The organism is Prevotella rectalis (assembly GCF_900607215.1).
In the GTDB taxonomy this organism is placed as follows: Bacteria; Bacteroidota; Bacteroidia; order Bacteroidales; family Bacteroidaceae; genus Prevotella; species Prevotella brunnea.
Map to the genome: position 1 here is coordinate 870,665 of NZ_LR027820.1, position 18,091 is coordinate 888,755.

Genomic DNA, 18,091 nt, shown 5'->3' on the forward strand with positions numbered 1-18,091 from the left:
AAAAAAGGGAGACCTCTGTCTCCCCAAGATTAATTAACTTTGTATTGTGAAATATCATCAATTAACCTCGGAGCAAAGGTCGCAAATTTTCGCCTTACTCCAAAAGAAAACAGGGAGAAAAGAGATTGCCACAATCGTCGGCATCAGTCAGTCAACACTATCACGTGAAATCAAACGCAACAGCACGCCATCAGAAAAGTATATCTGGACAAAGGCGCACGATATGGCTATGCAGCGCAGAAAGAGAACGGTAAAGAACGCCAGGCTCTCTAACGAATTAGTCTGGAGAATTAAGGAATATATCACCAATGACCAGTGGTCTCCACGACAAATATCAGGTTATCTGCGCAAGAATGAGGGAATAAAGGTGTCCCACCAATCCATTTATAATATCATTCATAATGATACAACAGGGGAACTTGCCAAACACACAAGGCATAAGATGAAATACAGGCATCGTCCCAAGGGCAGGCATTTTCCAATTAAAGACAGGTTGAGTATCCATGAAAGAAGTAAGGAAGTTGACGGGAAGAGATTTGGAGATTTTGAGATGGACTTGATCGTAGACCCTGACCAGCATGCCATACTCACACTGGTAGAGAAATCCACCAATATGCTGCTTATGCAGAAACTGCCATTTGGGAAGCAGGCAAAGCCTCTGGCAAAGGTAGTTAGAAAACTGCTGCTACCATACAAGGACATTCTGAAGACCATTACAACAGACAACGGACCTGAATTTGCGGCACATAAGGATATTACCAAGTTCTTGGGCGTGCCCGTATACTTCGCTGATCCATATTGTTCTTGGCAAAAGGGAGCTATTGAGAATACAAATAAACTAATCAGACAATATATACCGAAAAAGGATTCGTTTGAACATTACACAGACAAGAGAATTATGTCGATACAAAAGAAATTGAACGAAAGACCGAGAGAAAAATTAAACTTTTCTACTCCAAAGTGTGAATTCTTCAAATACGTTTTATAATTTTGCACTTGCTGGTTGACTCTGCGTGCGCCGCGGTGCTTTTTCTTGTTGTTGTAATTTTGTTTCATAAAATTAAGTAATTATAGATTTTTATTATTAAATGCTGTTGAGTAAAAGGAACACATGCCGTCCTGACATACGGATTGCAGGATAAGGCGCGTGCCATGATTTATGTCTGCCTCGTTTGTAAAAGTGTTGTGCAGAAGAAGCCCGCCAACATTGAATCACAATCAAGAGGGCATTTGCCGACGTCGTCGTGTCGCAATGTATATGATATTCTTGCCTGCATGTTTAGTTCTCTTTGTGTCTTAAGTTCTTACAATGGGAAACATTGTTTATATGTAATTTTTCCAATCCCATGCAAAGGTACACCAAAACATCGATAATAACAATTATTTCCAATCTTTTTAACATATTTAACCTAACGGCGTCCCAAATGATTTTGGCAAGGCATTGGCAGGGGGTGTATCAAAATGGGTAAACCCTTGTGGAGAAATTAGTTATTTACAAAGCATCATAATGGAAAAAGCCAAGGTTCTCACCATTGTCCATATCCTGTTTTCTATTGTCCCCCTCATTTGTTTCCGGGCATCCGTTTTTCGCCTTCGTTTGAGCTTTATTTTGCAACCATTAATTGTCCCCATTTTAAAAGCTTACCTTTTGCATTGCAATAGCTTACCTTTTGCATTGCAATAGCTTACCTTTTGGAGTGCAAAAGCTAAGCTTTTAAACTGCAATTACTATCACCCTGATTATCAATAAATTACAGAGCGCGTTTCAGACGTGGCTTTTGTAATATAATTTCATGTTGATGTGTGGATCGAATGTTCACTATCAAGCGTTTGTTTGCCATCACCTGAATATGAATTAGAGGCAAGAAGAGATGGTGCTATTCAGCATTGAAAAAAATACGTAAAGCCCCTCGTGATTTGAACAACCATGCGTGGACACAAAATTATTTAGAATTCCATTAGGAAAAGATAAAAGATGTTTCACTGTCACACGATACCGAGAAACTCTAATGACCGTCTTTCTATGATTATTTGACGCATTATTTAAGAAATTTACTTAACTTTGCGTTCGATAATGGATTTCAAACTAACATCACAATATCAACCAACCGGAGACCAACCGGAGGCTATAAAAGAACTGACTGAAGGAATTGAACGAGGTGATAAAAGTCAGGTACTTTTAGGCGTAACAGGTTCGGGAAAGACGTTCACAATGGCAAATGTAATCGCCAATGTGAATAAGCCGACACTTATTTTATCGCATAATAAGACGTTGGCAGCTCAACTCTTCGAAGAAATGAAAGGCTTTTTTCCCAATAATGCCGTAGAGTATTATGTTTCATATTATGACTATTATCAACCTGAAGCCTATTTACCTTCAACGGACACGTATATAGAGAAAGATCTTGCCATCAACGATGAAATTGACAAGTTGCGTCTCTCTGCCGTTTCATCATTATTATCCGGCAGAAAGGATGTGGTTGTAGTCTCCTCCGTATCCTGCATCTATGGAATGGGAGGTCCTGTTGCGATGAAAGACAGTGTGATTAAAATAAAGAAAGGTCAAATATTAGACAGAAACGAATTTCTCCGAAAACTTGTCAATGCGCTCTACGTAAGAAATGACATTGAGCTGCAACGAGGAAACTTCAGGGTGAAAGGCGATACGGTGGATATTGCCATGGCTTATAGCGACACTACGCTCAGAATTACTTGGTGGGATGATGAAATAGAAGAAATAGAAGAAGTAGATTCAATTACATTTCATCGCATAGCATCGTTTGAAGAATATGAAGTTTATCCTGCCAATCTTTTTGTTACAACCAAAGAGCAGACGCAAAACGCAATTCACATGATACAAGATGACTTGGTCATGCAAATTAATTTCTTTAAGGAAATAGGAGATTCCATTAAGGCACAACGCATTAAAGAACGCGTGGAATATGATATGGAAATGATAAAAGAGTTGGGACATTGCTCTGGAATAGAAAACTATTCGCGCTATTTTGATGGGCGCGAAGCCGGACAACGCCCCTATTGCCTTTTGGACTTCTTTCCCAAAGACAATCTTATCATTATTGATGAAAGCCATGTGAGTGTGCCGCAAATATCTGCCATGTATGGAGGCGACCGCGCCCGAAAAAAGAATCTTGTGGAATTTGGGTTCAGGTTGCCTGCCGCATTTGATAATCGCCCCCTCAAGTTTGAAGAGTTCCACAGCTTAATCAACCAGATCATTTATGTATCAGCCACTCCGGCTGACTTTGAATTAAAAGAAGCAGAAGGTGTTGTCGTAGAACAATTAATCCGGCCAACCGGACTACTTGATCCCGAAATCGAAGTAAGACCATCTGAAAATCAAATCGATAATCTCGTAGAAGAAATTATTACCCGAAGTGAAAAAGAAGAGCGGGTATTAATCACAACTCTAACCAAAAGAATGGCAGAAGAATTAACAGAATATCTGCTAAATCATGATATCCGCACCGCATACATCCACAGTGATGTCGCAAATCTTGACAGGGTGAAAATTATCAATGACTTACGCAAAGGAATATACGATGTTTTGGTAGGGGTAAATCTACTGAGAGAAGGACTCGATTTGCCGGAAGTTTCATTGGTAGCCATATTGGATGCCGATAAAGAAGGTTTCCTTAGGAGTCATCGCAGCTTAACACAAACGGCAGGACGTGCCGCCAGAAATATAAATGGAAAAGTTATCATGTATGCCGACACCATTACAGAAAGCATGCAAAAGACAATAGATGAAACAATGCGCCGAAGGGAGAAACAGCTGAAATATAATGAGGAACATCACATTACACCGAGACAAATTGTCAGAGCTATAAAGGGAGCGCTATCAAATATAGAACCATCAAATGCTCAAACACAGGAAACTAAGTCAAAAAAACCGCAAGTATTTTATTCCGGTCCTACGCAAGAATCAGCTATGGCCGCCGACCCCATCATCATGAGAATGACCAAAGCACAATTGGAAAAAAGCATACAAAACACAACGGCACGAATGAAACAAGCTGCTAAAGATTTAGACTTCTTGCAAGCCGCACAATACAGAGATGAGATTATCAGATTGCAAAAGGAATTGGAATTGAAATAGTTAAAAGTCAATGTTAAAAAGTTAAAAATCATATAACAGATTAGTAATAAACTAATTTTTCATACCTTTGCTTTAAGAAAATAAACAGGAATGGAATTCTCATTTTCGCATTAACTTGCTTTATGCTTATAGGTAATAACATGAGGATTATGAATTAGCGTTAAAACAAATAATTATGGCAGACGAAATACAAAACAGCACGGCATCTCGCCCACAACACAGAACAAGGATTCAAAAACCACAAGATAGATTCTTGAAAATTCGACAATGGCTCAATTCTATCTTCATGTTAGGTGCCATCGTTGGTGTTATTCTATATATCATGCCACAATACGAAAGATTGGGAACAATTGTTATATTGGCTTCCATGGTATTTAAGTTTTTCGAAGTTATACTACGTTTGTTCAGATAATGAAGAGATCATTCGCCTTAATCGTTTTAATATTGACAATTGTCTCTGCCATCAACGCACAGGATTATACAGAGATGGGCGACAACCGCACGTTAAGCGGTACCGGTAATAGGCAAAATCGTCAATTAGGCTCATCCGACTCTACCAACCAGCACAAAGAAATCCCAAGAGGTCTAAAAGTATGGACTGTGGATGAGCATTTTGGAGATAAGACCATCATAACACCCGACACGCTTTCGGACATGTATATGAATTCCGTCTTCAACACAGGCTTACGTGGTGAATATAATTCCTTGGGCAATCTTGGGTCGCCACGCCAAAATCGTATATTTATAGATAGAAAGAATGCGAAAGAATTTCTTTTTCTTGATCCATACGACCAATTCATTGTTGAACCCGGCGACTTTCATTTCACCTCTACCCTATCCCCAATCACTAACCTTTCTTATAATGGAGCCGGCAACCGAACCAACGGAGAAGATCACTTCAAAGCTCTCTTTGCTGTAAATGCAGGAAAAAGATGGGGATTCGGATTTAAGTTCGATTATCTTTATGGGAGGGGTTACTATAGCAACCAAAATACTTCCCACACTGATTATTCCATGTGGGGAAGCTATATGGGTGAACGGTACTTAGCCCTTCTTTTCTTCTCACTGAACCATCAGAAAGTTACTGAGGGAGGAGGAATAACAAACGATGCGTATATCACACATCCGGAAAAGTTTAAGGACTCGTATCGAACTAACGAAATACCAACCGTTCTTGAGCAAAACTGGAACAGGAACGACAATCAACACATCTTCTTCACCCACAGATATAATCTTGGTTTCTATAAAAAGATACCAATGACCGAGGATGAGATCAAAGCCAAAAAATTCGCGATTAAATCCAACAAGGCTAAAAAAGACAAAGACGAAAAAGACAAAGCCAGAAAACAATCTGAACAAAACGGCGGTACGTTCAATGAAGCAGAATATGACAAGAAAAACGCATCAATGGGACGACCAGAGAACGCAAAGATTATGGGCGATGCTCCCATTACAATGGGTAAATCGGAAAATAATGAAAAGCGAATCGAAGTAAATATGCAAGATTCCACTCAGATGGCGGAGGCGAAGCGATCTCCTATCTCCGAAAAAGAAACGTCTAATGAATGGATGAAGAACGAATATATTCCGGTAACCAGTTTCATCCATACCACGCGTTTCAGTAATTATCGGCGTATTTATCAAGCCTACCAAACGCCCGATAACTACTACGCAAACAACTACTTTAGCCAAAATGTAAACTCGGGGGATTCTATTTATGACATGACCAAACACTGGGCATTAAAAAATACAGTGGCAGTGGCATTGCTGGAAGGATTCAACAAATGGGCAAAAGCCGGCTTAAAGGCGTTTGTATCGCACGAACTGAGACATTACGAATTACCATCAGTAATGACAGAAGCGACATCCAATAAAACTTTGTTGTCGGGCTATGAGAAATGGAATCAACAAGAAATCTCTGTTGGTGGGCAGCTGTTAAAGACCGCAGGCAAAACGCTTCATTATGACGTAAGTGCCGAAGCTTGGATAGCAGGTCATAATGCCGGCGACTTACAGATTGATGGACATGCCGATGTAAATTTCCCTCTGCTTGGTGATACAGTTCAACTTGCTGCCACAGCTTTCTTTCATAGGGTCGCGCCTTCTTTCTATATGGACACATTCCGATCAAGTCATTATTGGTGGGATAACAGCCTTGACCAAGTAATCCATTCCAGATTATTAGGTGAACTCTCGTGGAAAAAGACTGAGACAAGGCTTCGCATTGGTTACGACATGATAAAAAACTATAGTTATTTCGCATTACGCAACAATAGAATACAAAACGGTGATAATTTTCAAAGTATAAAAAACGAAGTAAACGTCAGACAAAATAAAGGCGCGATAAGTTTGCTAACACTTCAATTGCAGCAGGATTTCCGTTTTGGAATAATCAATTGGCAAAATGTATTGACATTCCAAAAGTCAAGCGATGAGAACGCTCTGCCTCTCCCCATATTCAATGCCTATTCAAATCTTTTTATTAGATTCAAGATTGCCAAGGTTTTAAGTTGTGATTTGGGAGTTGATGCACGATATTTTACTAAATACTTCGCACCTGAATATATCCCCGGAATAGGCTACTTTGGAATTCAAGAAATAAACGAGAACAAAACCAAAATTGGAAATTACCCGGTGATTAATGCTTACGCGAATTTCCAACTCCAACATACACGCTTTTTTATCATGATGTCGCACTTGAACAGCAGCGATGGAGGTAATTATTTTTTCACCCCCCACTACCCACTCAATCAGCGTATTTTCAGATTTGGCGTGAGTTGGAACTTTTTTAACTAAAATGAAAAATGACATACTGTTCGGAGATGGAGCACAATGTTAGAACAAATTCTTTTAACGCCTGGCTTCTTGCCGCACGACCACGAACCTTAACCGGGGCTGCCGTTCCAGTGATGATTGGCGTAACTTTAGCCTATAAAGATGCTGGCTGGGAGAAATTCCGAATCATTCCAGCCATCTTATGTTTTCTTTTCGCGTTCATCATGCAGATAGACGCCAATTTCATCAATGATTACTTTGACTGTCTCAAAGGGAATGATGACAAAGAAACCAGACTTGGTCCCCAAAGAGCTTGCTCAGAAGGATGGATCACACTCCACGCCATGCGATGGGGCTTGTTTTTCACTTCATTCTTCGCGGCGATTATAGGTGTCCCACTCATTTATTATGGAGGAATGAAAATGCTGGTCGTTGGAATTTTCTGCATGATTTTCTGCTTTCTCTACACCACCACACTATCCTATTGGGGTTTAGGCGATCTGCTTGTAGTCGTTTTTTTCGGTATCGTACCTGTCTGCATTAGTTATTATGTGATACTCCCCCCATCATTGCAAAGCATTACATCGCAAGTCTTTACGGCTTCAATTGCCTGCGGTTTAGTTATTGACACTTTACTTGTGGTGAATAATTACAGAGATAGAGAGAACGACAGACGCGACAAGAAGCTAACGCTGATTGTAAGAATCGGGGAAAAGAACGCAGAACTTCTCTATTGCCTATTGGGGGGAATGGGTGTCTTGCTTATATGTATCGCCTATCTCATGGAAAACAACAAGATGATAATATTTAGCATTGCCATTATTCTTCCCTATCTCTATGTACACGGAAAAACTTATCTGGAAATGAAAAGAATTAATCATGGAAAAGGATTGAACCGAACGCTCAGTCAGACAGCTCGTAATATGTTTATTTTCGGCATTCTGTCTTCCATAGGTTTTTTATTTTTATCCAACTAAGAACAATATGATACAAGGAGTAAATTTAGAAATCATGGAATTTGTTGAACAACAAATTCTTCCTCGTTACAATGCTTTCGGCAAATCGCATGGTATCATTCACGCGCAGCGAGTGATAAAAAATTCTATCGAACTGGCAAAGATAACTGGTGCTGACATGAACATGGCATACGTCATCGCAGGTTATCACGACCTCGGCATGGAAGGTCCCAGAGCTGTACACCACATCACAAGTGGTAAAATACTCATGGCAGACACCCGACTAAGGAAATGGTTTACAGCCCAACAACTACAAATCATGAAAGAGGCTGTTGAGGATCATCGGGCAAGCAGTTCCCGAACTCCGAGAAGCATCTATGGGAAAATTGTTGCCGAAGCAGACCGCGACCTTGATCCTGAAATGGTGTTCTCACGTGCCATAGAATATGGAATGGAGAACTATCCTGAAAAAAACAAAGAGGAGCAGTGGCACCGTTTCTATTCTCACATGAAAGAAAAGTATGGTCGCTTTGGCTATATCCGATTGTGGATTTCCAATTCCTCCAATGCGAAAAATCTGGAATATATCCGTGCTATCATCGGCAACGAATCAAAACTAAGAGAGGTTTTTGAACTTTATTATAAAAAAATAAATCAATAATCAGCTCTTAGTCTTGATCAAAACAAGGATTAAATCGGTTTAATACTCTGTCTTATCGGTTTTGCTCTCCCACATTTTAAATGCGTTGATAGCCTCAGAACGGAGCAAAATCTCAGATGGTTTCTTGCGATATTGTGGTTTAATCGCTATCTCCTCATAAATGAAATCATCATCAAAACCAATCTTCGCAGCGTCTTTACGATCATTGGCATAATAGATTTTATCAAGATGCGCCCAATAGATGGCTCCCAAACACATCGGACAAGGTTCGCACGATGTATAAATCGCGCAACCACTCAAATCGAATGTTCCTAATTTAGAGCAAGCCTTCCTAATGGTCGATACCTCTGCATGAGCTGTAGGATCCAAATCTATCGTTACATTGTTACTGCCTTCTGCCACTATTTCTCCATCTCGAGCTATCACTGCGCCAAAAGGTCCCCCACCACTTCGAACACTTTTTTCCGATAGCTCTATGGCTCTACGCATCAATTCTTCGTGTGTCATAAATCTCAATTCTTTTATTTTATGTTAATGTTTCTATTAAATATACCCCAAACTTCTTAGAAAGTAAGCAATGATGGCAAGTGCAATCACGGCAATGACAATTCTAAAGATGCAACCTGCCACTTTCTTAATCAGAAAAGCACAGGCAACGATTACAAGGATGACGCCAATATAATATTCCAAATTAGCCATAAACAATTATTCTCTTCCAAAAAGGCTTCTAAAGCTTGCCGGTATTGCCGTCTCAAATTCCATGGGACGATGGGTTATGGGATGATAAAAACAAAGCACATAGGCATGGAGAGCCAACCGATGAATAGGATTGTCGCCATTTCCATATTTTATATCACCGCATACCGGATGTCCCATGTCTGCCGCATGAACGCGAATTTGATTCTTTCTACCGGTTTCAAGCTTGAAATCTACGAGAGAATATTTTTCAGAGCGATTCAAGAGGTGAAAATGACTTATGGCATACTTACCCCCATTATCAACGGACGAACTGTAAGTTACGTACGATTTATTATCCTTCAGCCAATTGGCAATCGTTCCTTCATTGTTCTCAACCTGCCCACTTAAAACCGAAACATATCGCCGATCATAAACAATGTTGTGCCAATCATGCTCCAACAGTTGTGCAGTTTGAATATCCTTGGCATAAATCATCAAGCCGGATGTATCGCGATCAAGACGATGAACCACATGGGCAGTACAGCGCTGGTGGGACTTGTGAAAGTAATCATCCAACACCTTTTTAACATTCAGCGATGAGTGCCCGGCCGCCATCGACAATATTCCACAATTTTTCTCTATCACCAATAAAAACTTATCTTCATAGACCAACTTCAGATAGCGACTTTGAAACTGATCGTTTTTCTTACTCAGGCTTATTGTTACTTCATCACCGGGACTCAACATGAAATCGAATTGAGTAACCAAACGTTTGTTCACCTTTACGCCCCGATTTTGAAGGGTTGCCTTAGTCTTCGACTTGCTCTGACCGGAATTAGCCAACAGCCATTCCAACAAAGGGGCGGATTCCTCCACCCTCATCACTTTATATTGCTCCTTACGCTGCCGTGAACCTTGATTTCTTATCATATTGCAAAGATACGATGTTTCGGAACAAAAAGCCTCGTTTCGTTTGAAAAGTCTTAGTTAATGGTTGTTAATTTCGTGAGAATTTCGAACAATTCACACACCAATCATAGGTTGAAAAGAATGTATCGTGCTGCCGGACGGAAGCCAATTTCTTGCTCTTAATTCATATTTTGGTGGGACTTTGAACAGATTTGAATAGGAATAACCTTTCTTTGCCTCATATCGAATTTCAATAACATCACAGATGCCGGATGAAACTACAAACTCAGTGCTTCAAGCAACCTTTCCAAAAATATAATCATCGGAATGTAATAAAAAATACAATTCCAAATCATCGGTATTCAATCAATCAGAACATCGCAATTATTTTCAAAGGCTTAACAGGAATGAAGTTTTTTAAGGACATACGAAAAGCCCTGATAATCTGCCCCTTACAAACTTCATTTTAAAAGCTTAGATATTGCAATCCAAAAGCTTAGCTATTGCGCTCCAAAAGCTTAGCTTTTAAAAACCAATAGCTAATGAATTGGTTCTCATACTTGCATGGGAAGAATATCTGGATTGGGTTCAGATAGAATAATTGCCGAAATATCATTTGAAAAAGAATAAACTTTTGTAATAAATTCTTACTCCAATTCATGCACAACTTTCCTTACTCGATTCGTGTCATCTTCAGCGAAAATTCAATAGAGCGAAACAAAAAATAATTCAAGAAAAATGTAGTGAGAAGTCGATACCTTAGCAAACAAGACCGGAAGAGCAAGGGAATCCTTGGGGATTGAACTACATTATACTTGCTTTTAGTGGATATTCAAAAGATTTGTCGTAACTTTGCAAACAGAAAAAAAATAGGATATAATTAATAATGATTACACTTTCAAACATTGCCGTTCAATTCGGAAAAAGAGTTCTATACAAGGATGTTAATATAAAATTCACTCCTGGTAACATCTATGGCGTCATAGGGGCCAACGGTGCCGGAAAATCTACATTGCTACGAGCCATATCCGGCGACTTGGAGCCCAATAAAGGAACCATAGAATTAGGTCCGGGGGAACGTCTTTCCGTATTGGAACAAGACCATTTCAAATATGATGAATACAAGGTAATGGATACCGTTCTCATGGGGCACGAGCCACTGTGGAAAAACATAAAAGAACGGGAGGAGCTATACAGCAAAGCGGAAATGACAGAAGAAGATGGAAACCGGGCTGCTGAATTGGAATTGAAATTTGCAGAAATGAATGGTTGGGAAGCCGAAAGTGAAGCAGCCCAATTATTGCAAAACCTTGGTGTGAACGAAAATCTGCATCAAAAGATAATGAGCGAATTGTCGAACAACGAAAAAGTTCGCGTCATGCTCGCGAAAGCCCTCTTTGGCAAACCGGAGAACCTCCTCCTTGATGAGCCCACCAATGACTTAGACCTTGAAACCGTTGAATGGTTGGAAGAATATCTGAGCGAGATAGAAGAGAATCAAACAGTTTTGGTGGTATCACACGACCGACACTTCTTGGATTCTGTAAGCACACAGACCATAGATATCGACTTTGGAAAAGTAACGGTATTTGCAGGTAACTACTCATTTTGGTACGAGAGTTCACAACTTGCATTGAGACAAGCTCAAAACCAGAAGATGAAAGCAGATGAAAAAAGAAAGCAATTGGAGGAATTCATCCGTCGTTTCTCTGCCAATGTGGCAAAAAGTAAACAGACCACTTCACGCAAAAAAATGCTTGAGAAACTGAACGTAGAGGAAATTCGTCCGTCAAGTCGTAAATATCCCGGCATTATCTTTCAGATGGAAAGAGAACCGGGAAATCAAATACTCGAAGTGGAAGATTTGAAGGCTGTGGAACCAGATGGAACGGTATTGTTCGACCATGTAAACTTTAATGTTGAAAAGGAACAAAAGGTTGTATTCCTTTCTCGAAACCCAAAAGCTATGACTGCGTTATTCAAAATCATTAATGGCGAACGCAAAGCAGACGGAGGAAAATTTAACTGGGGCATAACCATCACAACAGCTTATCTACCACTTGATAACACAGATTATTTCAATTGCGACTTGAATCTTGTGGATTGGCTTTCACAATATGGAACCGGAAATGAGGTGGCAATGAAAGGGTATCTCGGTAGAATGCTGTTCAAACAAGAAGAGGTAGAGAAAAAAGTAAAAGTGCTTTCCGGAGGAGAAAAAATGCGTTGTATGATAGCAAGAATGCAACTACAAAATGCCAACTGCCTCATCCTCGATACACCAACCAACCATCTTGACCTTGAGAGCATCCAGGCTTTCAACAACAACCTTGTCGGCTTCAAGGGAAACATCCTTTTTAGCTCACACGACCACGCGTTCATTGGTACGGTTGCCAACAGAATCATAGAACTTACGCCTAATGGTACCATCGACAAGCTCATGAACTACGATGAATATATCCATGATGAGAAAATCAAGGAGAAAAGAGCACAAATGTATGAATAAACAGGCTGATACCATAAGTATCGAGTTTGGCACGTCATTTGCATGATTGTGGATAAATTAAAATAACGAAATCCATACAATGAGTAAAAAGAAAAAAAATATAACAGTAGAAGAAGCCGAATTGAACAATAAAACAGGATCGGCAGCGGAGGAAACAGCACAAACGAAAGAAACTTCACCCAACGAGTCGCAAGAAGCACTTGAGCAAGATCCCCAAGAAGAAAAAACGGAAGAAGAAGAAATAAAAGAAAGCATTGAAGAGTGGAAAGAAAAATACATTCGACTCTATGCGGAATTTGAGAATTATAAGAAACGCACCTTAAAGGAAAAAGCGGAACTAATTCTAAATGGTAGCGAGAAAACAATCGTAGCCATTCTTCCCATCTTAGACGATTTCGAGCGCGCCGTGGCAGACAAAACAGAAGACGCAGGAGCCATTAAAGAAGGATTTGAACTCATTTTCAAGAAATTCCTCAAGACATTGGAAAATTTGGGGGTGAACAAAATCGAAACAGAAGACAAAGATTTCAACGTGGACTACCATGAAGCAATCGCAATGGTGCCGGGTGTGGAAAATGAAAAAAAAGGTAAAATAGTGGATTGTGTTCAGACGGGCTACACATTGAACGATAAAGTGATACGCCACTCTAAGGTAGCCGTAGGACAATAATTCGACAAACAACCATGGCAAAAAGAGACTATTACGAAGTACTTGGCGTTGATAAAAACGCTTCGGAAAATGAAATAAAAAAGGCATACAGAAGAATAGCTATCAAGTACCATCCGGACAGAAATCCGGATGACCCCAAAGCAGAAGAGAAATTCAAAGAAGCCGCGGAAGCTTATAGCGTACTCAATGACCCGCAAAAACGTCAACAATACGATCAGTTCGGATTTGATGGTCCGGGTGGTGGATTTGGCGGGTTTGGAAATGGAGCCGGTTTCTCTATGGACGATATCTTTTCTATGTTCGGCGATGTTTTTGGAGGCGGTGGAGGCTTCGGAGGCTTCGGAGGATCAAGAAGTTCACACCAATCACCAAAATATCGCGGTGCTGATCTTAGGTTGAAAGTAAGACTTTCGTTACAGGAGGTTGCTACCGGGGTTACGAAGAAATTTAAGGTAAGGAAAGATGTAGTTTGCGATCATTGCCACGGAACGGGTGCAGAAAACGGAAGCGTTTCCGAGCAATGCCCGAATTGTCATGGTAGCGGAATGGAGATTCGCACTCAACACAGCATCTTCGGTGTCATGCAAACTCAAACGACATGTCACGTCTGTGGTGGAGAAGGGAAAATCATAAAAAACAAATGTTCTCATTGCCATGGAGATGGCGTTGTAAAAGGTGAGGAAGTTGTGGAAATCAACATTCCCGCAGGTGTCGCTGAAGGCATGGTCGTTAATGTTCCGGGGAAAGGCAATGCAGGAAAACGAAATGGAATTACGGGTAACATTCAAGTTTACATAGAAGAGGAGGAAAACACTACTTTTGTTCGCGATGGTCAGAATGTAATCTATAATCTTTTATTGGACTTCCCCACGGCAGTATTGGGAGGACAAGTTGATATTCCAACCATTGATGGAACATATGTAAAAATCAAGATAGAACCCGGAACTCAACCGGGAAAGACTCTACGCTTACGCGGAAAAGGACTTCCCGCCATACAAGGTTATGGAAACGGTATGGGCGATTTGATTGTACAAATCAGCATCTATGTCCCCAAAGCACTTTCCCAGTCAGAAAAGAATGCTATAGAAGCGTTCAAAGATAGCGACAACTTCAAAGGGGATACCAATACGAAACGTTCCATTTTTGAAAACTTCAAGAAACTATTCAGCTGATAAATAAAAGAGAACGCGTATCAACAAGCCTCGTCTTCAACATCAAATCCGCAGTAAAACAAACATAAACACCTGAAATATAAGTAAGGATTTTTGTCCGAAAATTCTTTAAGATAATGTCTTACGAAGAAACCATCCAATATCTTTTCAACAGCACGCCCGTGTTCGAACAGGTTGGTGCTTCCGCCTACAAAGAAGGATTGTCAAATACATACGCATTAGACCAATACTTTGGGCATCCACATCAAAATTTTCGTTCCATTCACATTGGAGGGACCAACGGTAAAGGCTCTTGCTCGCATACATTGGCCGCTATCTTGCAAGCCGATGGTTACAAAGTGGGACTTTATACGAGTCCACACCTGGTCGATTTTAGGGAACGAATAAGAATTAACGGTGAGATGCTTCCCAAGCAATACGTAATTGACTTTGTAGAGAAACACAGAGCTTTTTTTGAACCACTTCATCCTTCTTTCTTCGAACTGACAACAGCCATGGCATTCAAGTACTTCGCAGAACAAAAGGTTGATTATGCTGTGATAGAAGTTGGACTTGGCGGACGTTTGGATTGTACGAACATCATTAATCCACTGCTATCCATTATTACAAACATCTCTTTAGATCACACTCAATTCTTAGGCGACACCTTACCTAAGATTGCCAAAGAAAAAGCGGGAATCATAAAACAAGGAACTCCTGTTGTCATTGGTGAAGCAACGGATGAAACTCGCGCTATCTTTGAAGCTAAAGCACAAGAGAAGGATTCGCTCATAGTGTTCGCAGAAGACATCCCCATGGTAATATCTTCCACCCCGACACCAATGGGTGGAAGAAAGTATGCGACACGTCTCTTTGGAGAATTGGAGGGAGAATTGGGTGGTGATTATCAAGAGAAGAATACAAACACAGTTTTAACAGCTGTAGCCAATCTTTATAACGCGCATGTTATCAAACACGTGGAGAGCATCTCAAAAGGACTTTCCAATGTTTGTGAATTAACCGGATTAATGGGAAGATGGCAGAAAACGCATACACATCCCACTGTCATTTGCGATACAGGACATAATGAAGCAGGATGGCTATACTTATCGAAGCAAATCAAAAATCAGCAATGTAAGAATTTGCGTATCGTGTTTGGCATGGTAGATGATAAAGACATGAACAAGGTGATGTCGCTTCTGCCGAGCAACGCATCCTATTATTGGACTCAGCCAAATACAAAGAGAGCTTTCCCGGTGGAAAAAGTAGCCGAGACCGGGAAAAAATATGGTCTTATCGGAAAAAACTACAAAAGTGTTGCCGCCGCTTATCGAGAAGCACTGACCGATGCTGATGAAAACGACTTCCTTTTCGTAGGAGGGTCGAGCTATGTCGTGGCAGATTTACTAAGTACAATAAGATAATATAAACGCTTATTCGTTTTTAACAAACGTTTAGTATCCTTTCTTGCGCTTTAACTTGTATTTTTCATTTATTTTTAGTTCCTTTGCAAGAAATTGATTTAGTTTCAAATGTATTAGACACTGTAACTTTTTCAAAAAAAGATGTTAGGAATTGACATGCCGCAATCAAAGCATCTTCTTTTTGATTCATTATAAACCAACGATGAAATGAGAATGAATAATACCAGACAAGATGGAAGCATTATTGCCATCATCACAATGATGTTCCTCTATGCAATGATTTCTTTTGTAACAAATCTTGCCGCTCCAATCGGAGTAATTTGGAAAAGTGCGTTCGGTGGTGAAAGTGCCAATACCGTTGGAATGTTGGGCAATGCCATGAACTTTTTGGCTTACCTCTTCATGGGTATTCCCGCAGGGAAAATGTTAAGTCGTATTGGTTATAAAAGAACTGCTTTACTTGGTATCGGCATTGGCTTTATGGGCGTCTTGACTCAATTCGCATCAGGTTTCTTTACCGATTCAAGAATGACAGGTTTCGTGATATATTTAACAGGAGCTTTCATTTCCGGTTTTTGCGTTTGTATGCTGAACACTGTTGTCAATCCGATGTTGAATCTCCTTGGAGGTGGAGGCAACAGAGGAAATCAATTAAACATGATTGGTGGAACGTTAAATTCACTTGCAGGCACATTAACTCCACTTTTCGTAGGTGCACTGATAGGTCAAGTAACAAAGAACACCTCAATGATAGACGTTAATCCTGTGCTTTATATTGCCATGGGCGTATTTGCCACAGCGTTTGTTATCTTGAGTTTTGTCCCCATACAAGACCCAAAGATTGGTAAAACAGACGCAAAGACGGTGTTTGAGCACTCACCTTGGGCTTTCCGTCATTTTGTTTTAGGCGTCATTGCTATCTTTGTTTATGTAGGAGTGGAAGTAGGCGTACCCGGTACAATGATTTATTATTTGTCTGATGTTACCCCAAATGGTGGTGGACTCAATCCACAAACGGCAACAGCAATAGCAGGTTCGGTTGCCGCCACTTATTGGTTTCTGATGTTAATCGGACGCTTTTGCACCGGCTTTATCGCTGATAAGATTTCAAGTCGCACCTTGATGGTTTGTACCACAATACTTGCCATGACATTCATCATCATCGCAATGTTCTTAGGGAAAAGTTCATCCGTATCGATGCCGGTATTTACGGGGTCATCGTTCAACATGGTTACGGTTCCCATTTGTGCGCTCTTCTTGGTACTCTGCGGTCTTTGCACAAGCGTAATGTGGGCATGTATCTTCAACCTCGCAACGGAAGGACTTGGCAAATACACAGCATCCGCTTCCGGAATATTCATGATGATGGTCGTAGGTGGAGGGCTTTTCCCACTCCTTCAAAATTTCGTGGCAGACAAAGCCGGATATTTAATCTCGTATATAGTTCCCTTGATAGCTGTTGGATACATGTGTTTCTATGCGCTTATAGGCAGCAAAAATGTTAACAAAGATATTCCAACAGCATAAAATAAAAATAAAATACCACTTGATATGGGCAGCCCCTACAAGGGTTGCCTATACCGCATGAAGTAACTATAAATAAACTCTAATCAATCATTAGAAACCACTTTAGTCCTTTTTTCTAATGACCTCCTGTAGAAATATTCAATTATAGATGTTTGTTATTCAGCAATTTACCAACTAAAAACCATACGCAATGAACTCATATCAATACCTGCCTGTCCGGGCAAAACAAAAGACAAACATATTCTTTATTTGACCGGGGCATTGAAAACGCGAAAAATCCTTCCCACCGATATGAGAAAAGTTCAACAATGTCCTAAATTTTCTTCATCTATCTGCCTAAAGTGTCTTATACGGATTTAGCTTGTCACAATTCTGACTATAAAAAAAGTAAGAAATTATGACAAAACGTAAAACCCCGCGCGAATTTTCGTATTCGTTCAAGCTGCAAGTGTTAATCGATTATTATTCTAGCGGTGCTTCTCAAGCGTCCATATTGCGTAAGTGGAATGTGTCTAGTGGTTCAATGTTCCAATGGCTGAAACGTTGGCCCGTTGATTCAAAATCGTTATCTTTGCCCTCGGAAGTAATCCAGAGGTATCGTATGGCTCATAAAGAAACGAATTTGACAGACAATGAGATATTGCGCCAGAAGATAGTGAACCTCCAACACGCATTGTCTTTGGAGAAGATGCGCAGCCGTGCCTATGAGAAACTCAT

The 18,091-nt window shown here is 40.3% G+C and carries 15 protein-coding genes; 12 read left to right on the forward strand and 3 right to left on the reverse strand.

Annotated elements, in window-relative coordinates; genetic code table 11:
• The first annotated feature begins 46 nt into the window (after window positions 1-46).
• The 6 genes from E0E16_RS04755 to E0E16_RS04780 all read left to right on the forward strand — a co-directional run bounded on the left by E0E16_RS04755 (window position 47) and on the right by E0E16_RS04780 (window position 8,509).
• Window positions 47-988 carry an IS30 family transposase gene (locus E0E16_RS04755; protein WP_130828374.1) on the forward strand — a complete coding sequence of 314 codons (942 nt, stop codon included), beginning with the start codon at window positions 47-49 and terminating at the stop codon, window positions 986-988.
• Window positions 989-2,074: 1,086 nt separating this feature from the next.
• Entirely contained in the window at window positions 2,075-4,117 is a 2,043-nt protein-coding gene (gene uvrB, locus E0E16_RS04760; protein ID WP_130829252.1) for an excinuclease ABC subunit UvrB, read from the forward strand.
• Window positions 4,118-4,292: 175 nt separating this feature from the next.
• Entirely contained in the window at window positions 4,293-4,529 is a 237-nt protein-coding gene (locus tag E0E16_RS04765; RefSeq protein ID WP_130829254.1) for a hypothetical protein, read from the forward strand.
• The gene (locus E0E16_RS04770) at window positions 4,529-6,913 is read left to right on the forward strand and encodes a putative porin (protein ID WP_130829256.1); all 2,385 of its coding nucleotides are present in this window, start codon (window positions 4,529-4,531) and stop codon (window positions 6,911-6,913) included. The genes E0E16_RS04765 and E0E16_RS04770 overlap by 1 nt, the downstream gene beginning before the upstream one ends.
• 8 nt (window positions 6,914-6,921) lie before the next feature.
• Window positions 6,922-7,869: a 1,4-dihydroxy-2-naphthoate octaprenyltransferase gene (menA, locus tag E0E16_RS04775; protein ID WP_130829258.1), complete on the forward strand. Its 948-nt coding sequence runs from the start codon at window positions 6,922-6,924 to the stop codon at window positions 7,867-7,869.
• 7 nt (window positions 7,870-7,876) lie between these two features.
• Window positions 7,877-8,509, forward strand: a complete 633-nt coding sequence (locus E0E16_RS04780) for an HD domain-containing protein (RefSeq protein WP_130829260.1) — start codon at window positions 7,877-7,879, stop codon at window positions 8,507-8,509.
• 39 nt (window positions 8,510-8,548) lie between these two features.
• On the opposite strand, the gene E0E16_RS04785 is transcribed toward E0E16_RS04780, so the two are convergent.
• Genes E0E16_RS04785 through E0E16_RS04790 form a run of 3 tightly spaced genes read right to left on the reverse strand, consistent with a single transcriptional unit; the run spans window position 8,549 to window position 10,117 of the window.
• Window positions 8,549-9,016: a nucleoside deaminase gene (locus E0E16_RS04785; protein WP_130829262.1), complete on the reverse strand. Its 468-nt coding sequence runs from the start codon at window positions 9,014-9,016 to the stop codon at window positions 8,549-8,551.
• Window positions 9,017-9,052: 36 nt separating this feature from the next.
• Window positions 9,053-9,208 carry a hypothetical protein gene (locus E0E16_RS13500; RefSeq protein WP_165444193.1) on the reverse strand — a complete coding sequence of 52 codons (156 nt, stop codon included), beginning with the start codon at window positions 9,206-9,208 and terminating at the stop codon, window positions 9,053-9,055.
• Between the two features lie 6 nt (window positions 9,209-9,214).
• A complete protein-coding gene (locus tag E0E16_RS04790) occupies window positions 9,215-10,117 on the reverse strand; it encodes an RluA family pseudouridine synthase (protein WP_130829264.1) in 903 nt (300 codons plus the stop codon).
• A gap of 865 nt (window positions 10,118-10,982) precedes the next feature.
• Between E0E16_RS04790 and E0E16_RS04795 the strand changes: the two genes are divergently transcribed.
• The 6 genes from E0E16_RS04795 to E0E16_RS13910 form a co-directional block, all read left to right on the forward strand.
• On the forward strand, window positions 10,983-12,602 hold the full coding sequence (locus E0E16_RS04795) for an ABC-F family ATP-binding cassette domain-containing protein (RefSeq protein WP_130829266.1): 1,620 nt from the start codon (window positions 10,983-10,985) through the stop codon (window positions 12,600-12,602).
• Window positions 12,603-12,681: 79 nt separating this feature from the next.
• The gene (locus E0E16_RS04800) at window positions 12,682-13,272 is read left to right on the forward strand and encodes a nucleotide exchange factor GrpE (RefSeq protein ID WP_130829268.1); all 591 of its coding nucleotides are present in this window, start codon (window positions 12,682-12,684) and stop codon (window positions 13,270-13,272) included.
• Between the two features lie 14 nt (window positions 13,273-13,286).
• Window positions 13,287-14,444: a molecular chaperone DnaJ gene (gene dnaJ, locus E0E16_RS04805; RefSeq protein ID WP_130829270.1), complete on the forward strand. Its 1,158-nt coding sequence runs from the start codon at window positions 13,287-13,289 to the stop codon at window positions 14,442-14,444.
• 116 nt (window positions 14,445-14,560) lie between these two features.
• Window positions 14,561-15,847 carry a bifunctional folylpolyglutamate synthase/dihydrofolate synthase gene (locus E0E16_RS04810; protein ID WP_130829272.1) on the forward strand — a complete coding sequence of 429 codons (1,287 nt, stop codon included), beginning with the start codon at window positions 14,561-14,563 and terminating at the stop codon, window positions 15,845-15,847.
• Window positions 15,848-16,060: 213 nt separating this feature from the next.
• Window positions 16,061-17,374 carry an MFS transporter gene (locus E0E16_RS04815; RefSeq protein WP_130829274.1) on the forward strand — a complete coding sequence of 438 codons (1,314 nt, stop codon included), beginning with the start codon at window positions 16,061-16,063 and terminating at the stop codon, window positions 17,372-17,374.
• 397 nt (window positions 17,375-17,771) lie between these two features.
• Window positions 17,772-18,091, forward strand: a 320-nt coding sequence (locus E0E16_RS13910) for a hypothetical protein (protein ID WP_181951318.1), incomplete at its 3' end; no start/stop codon positions are given.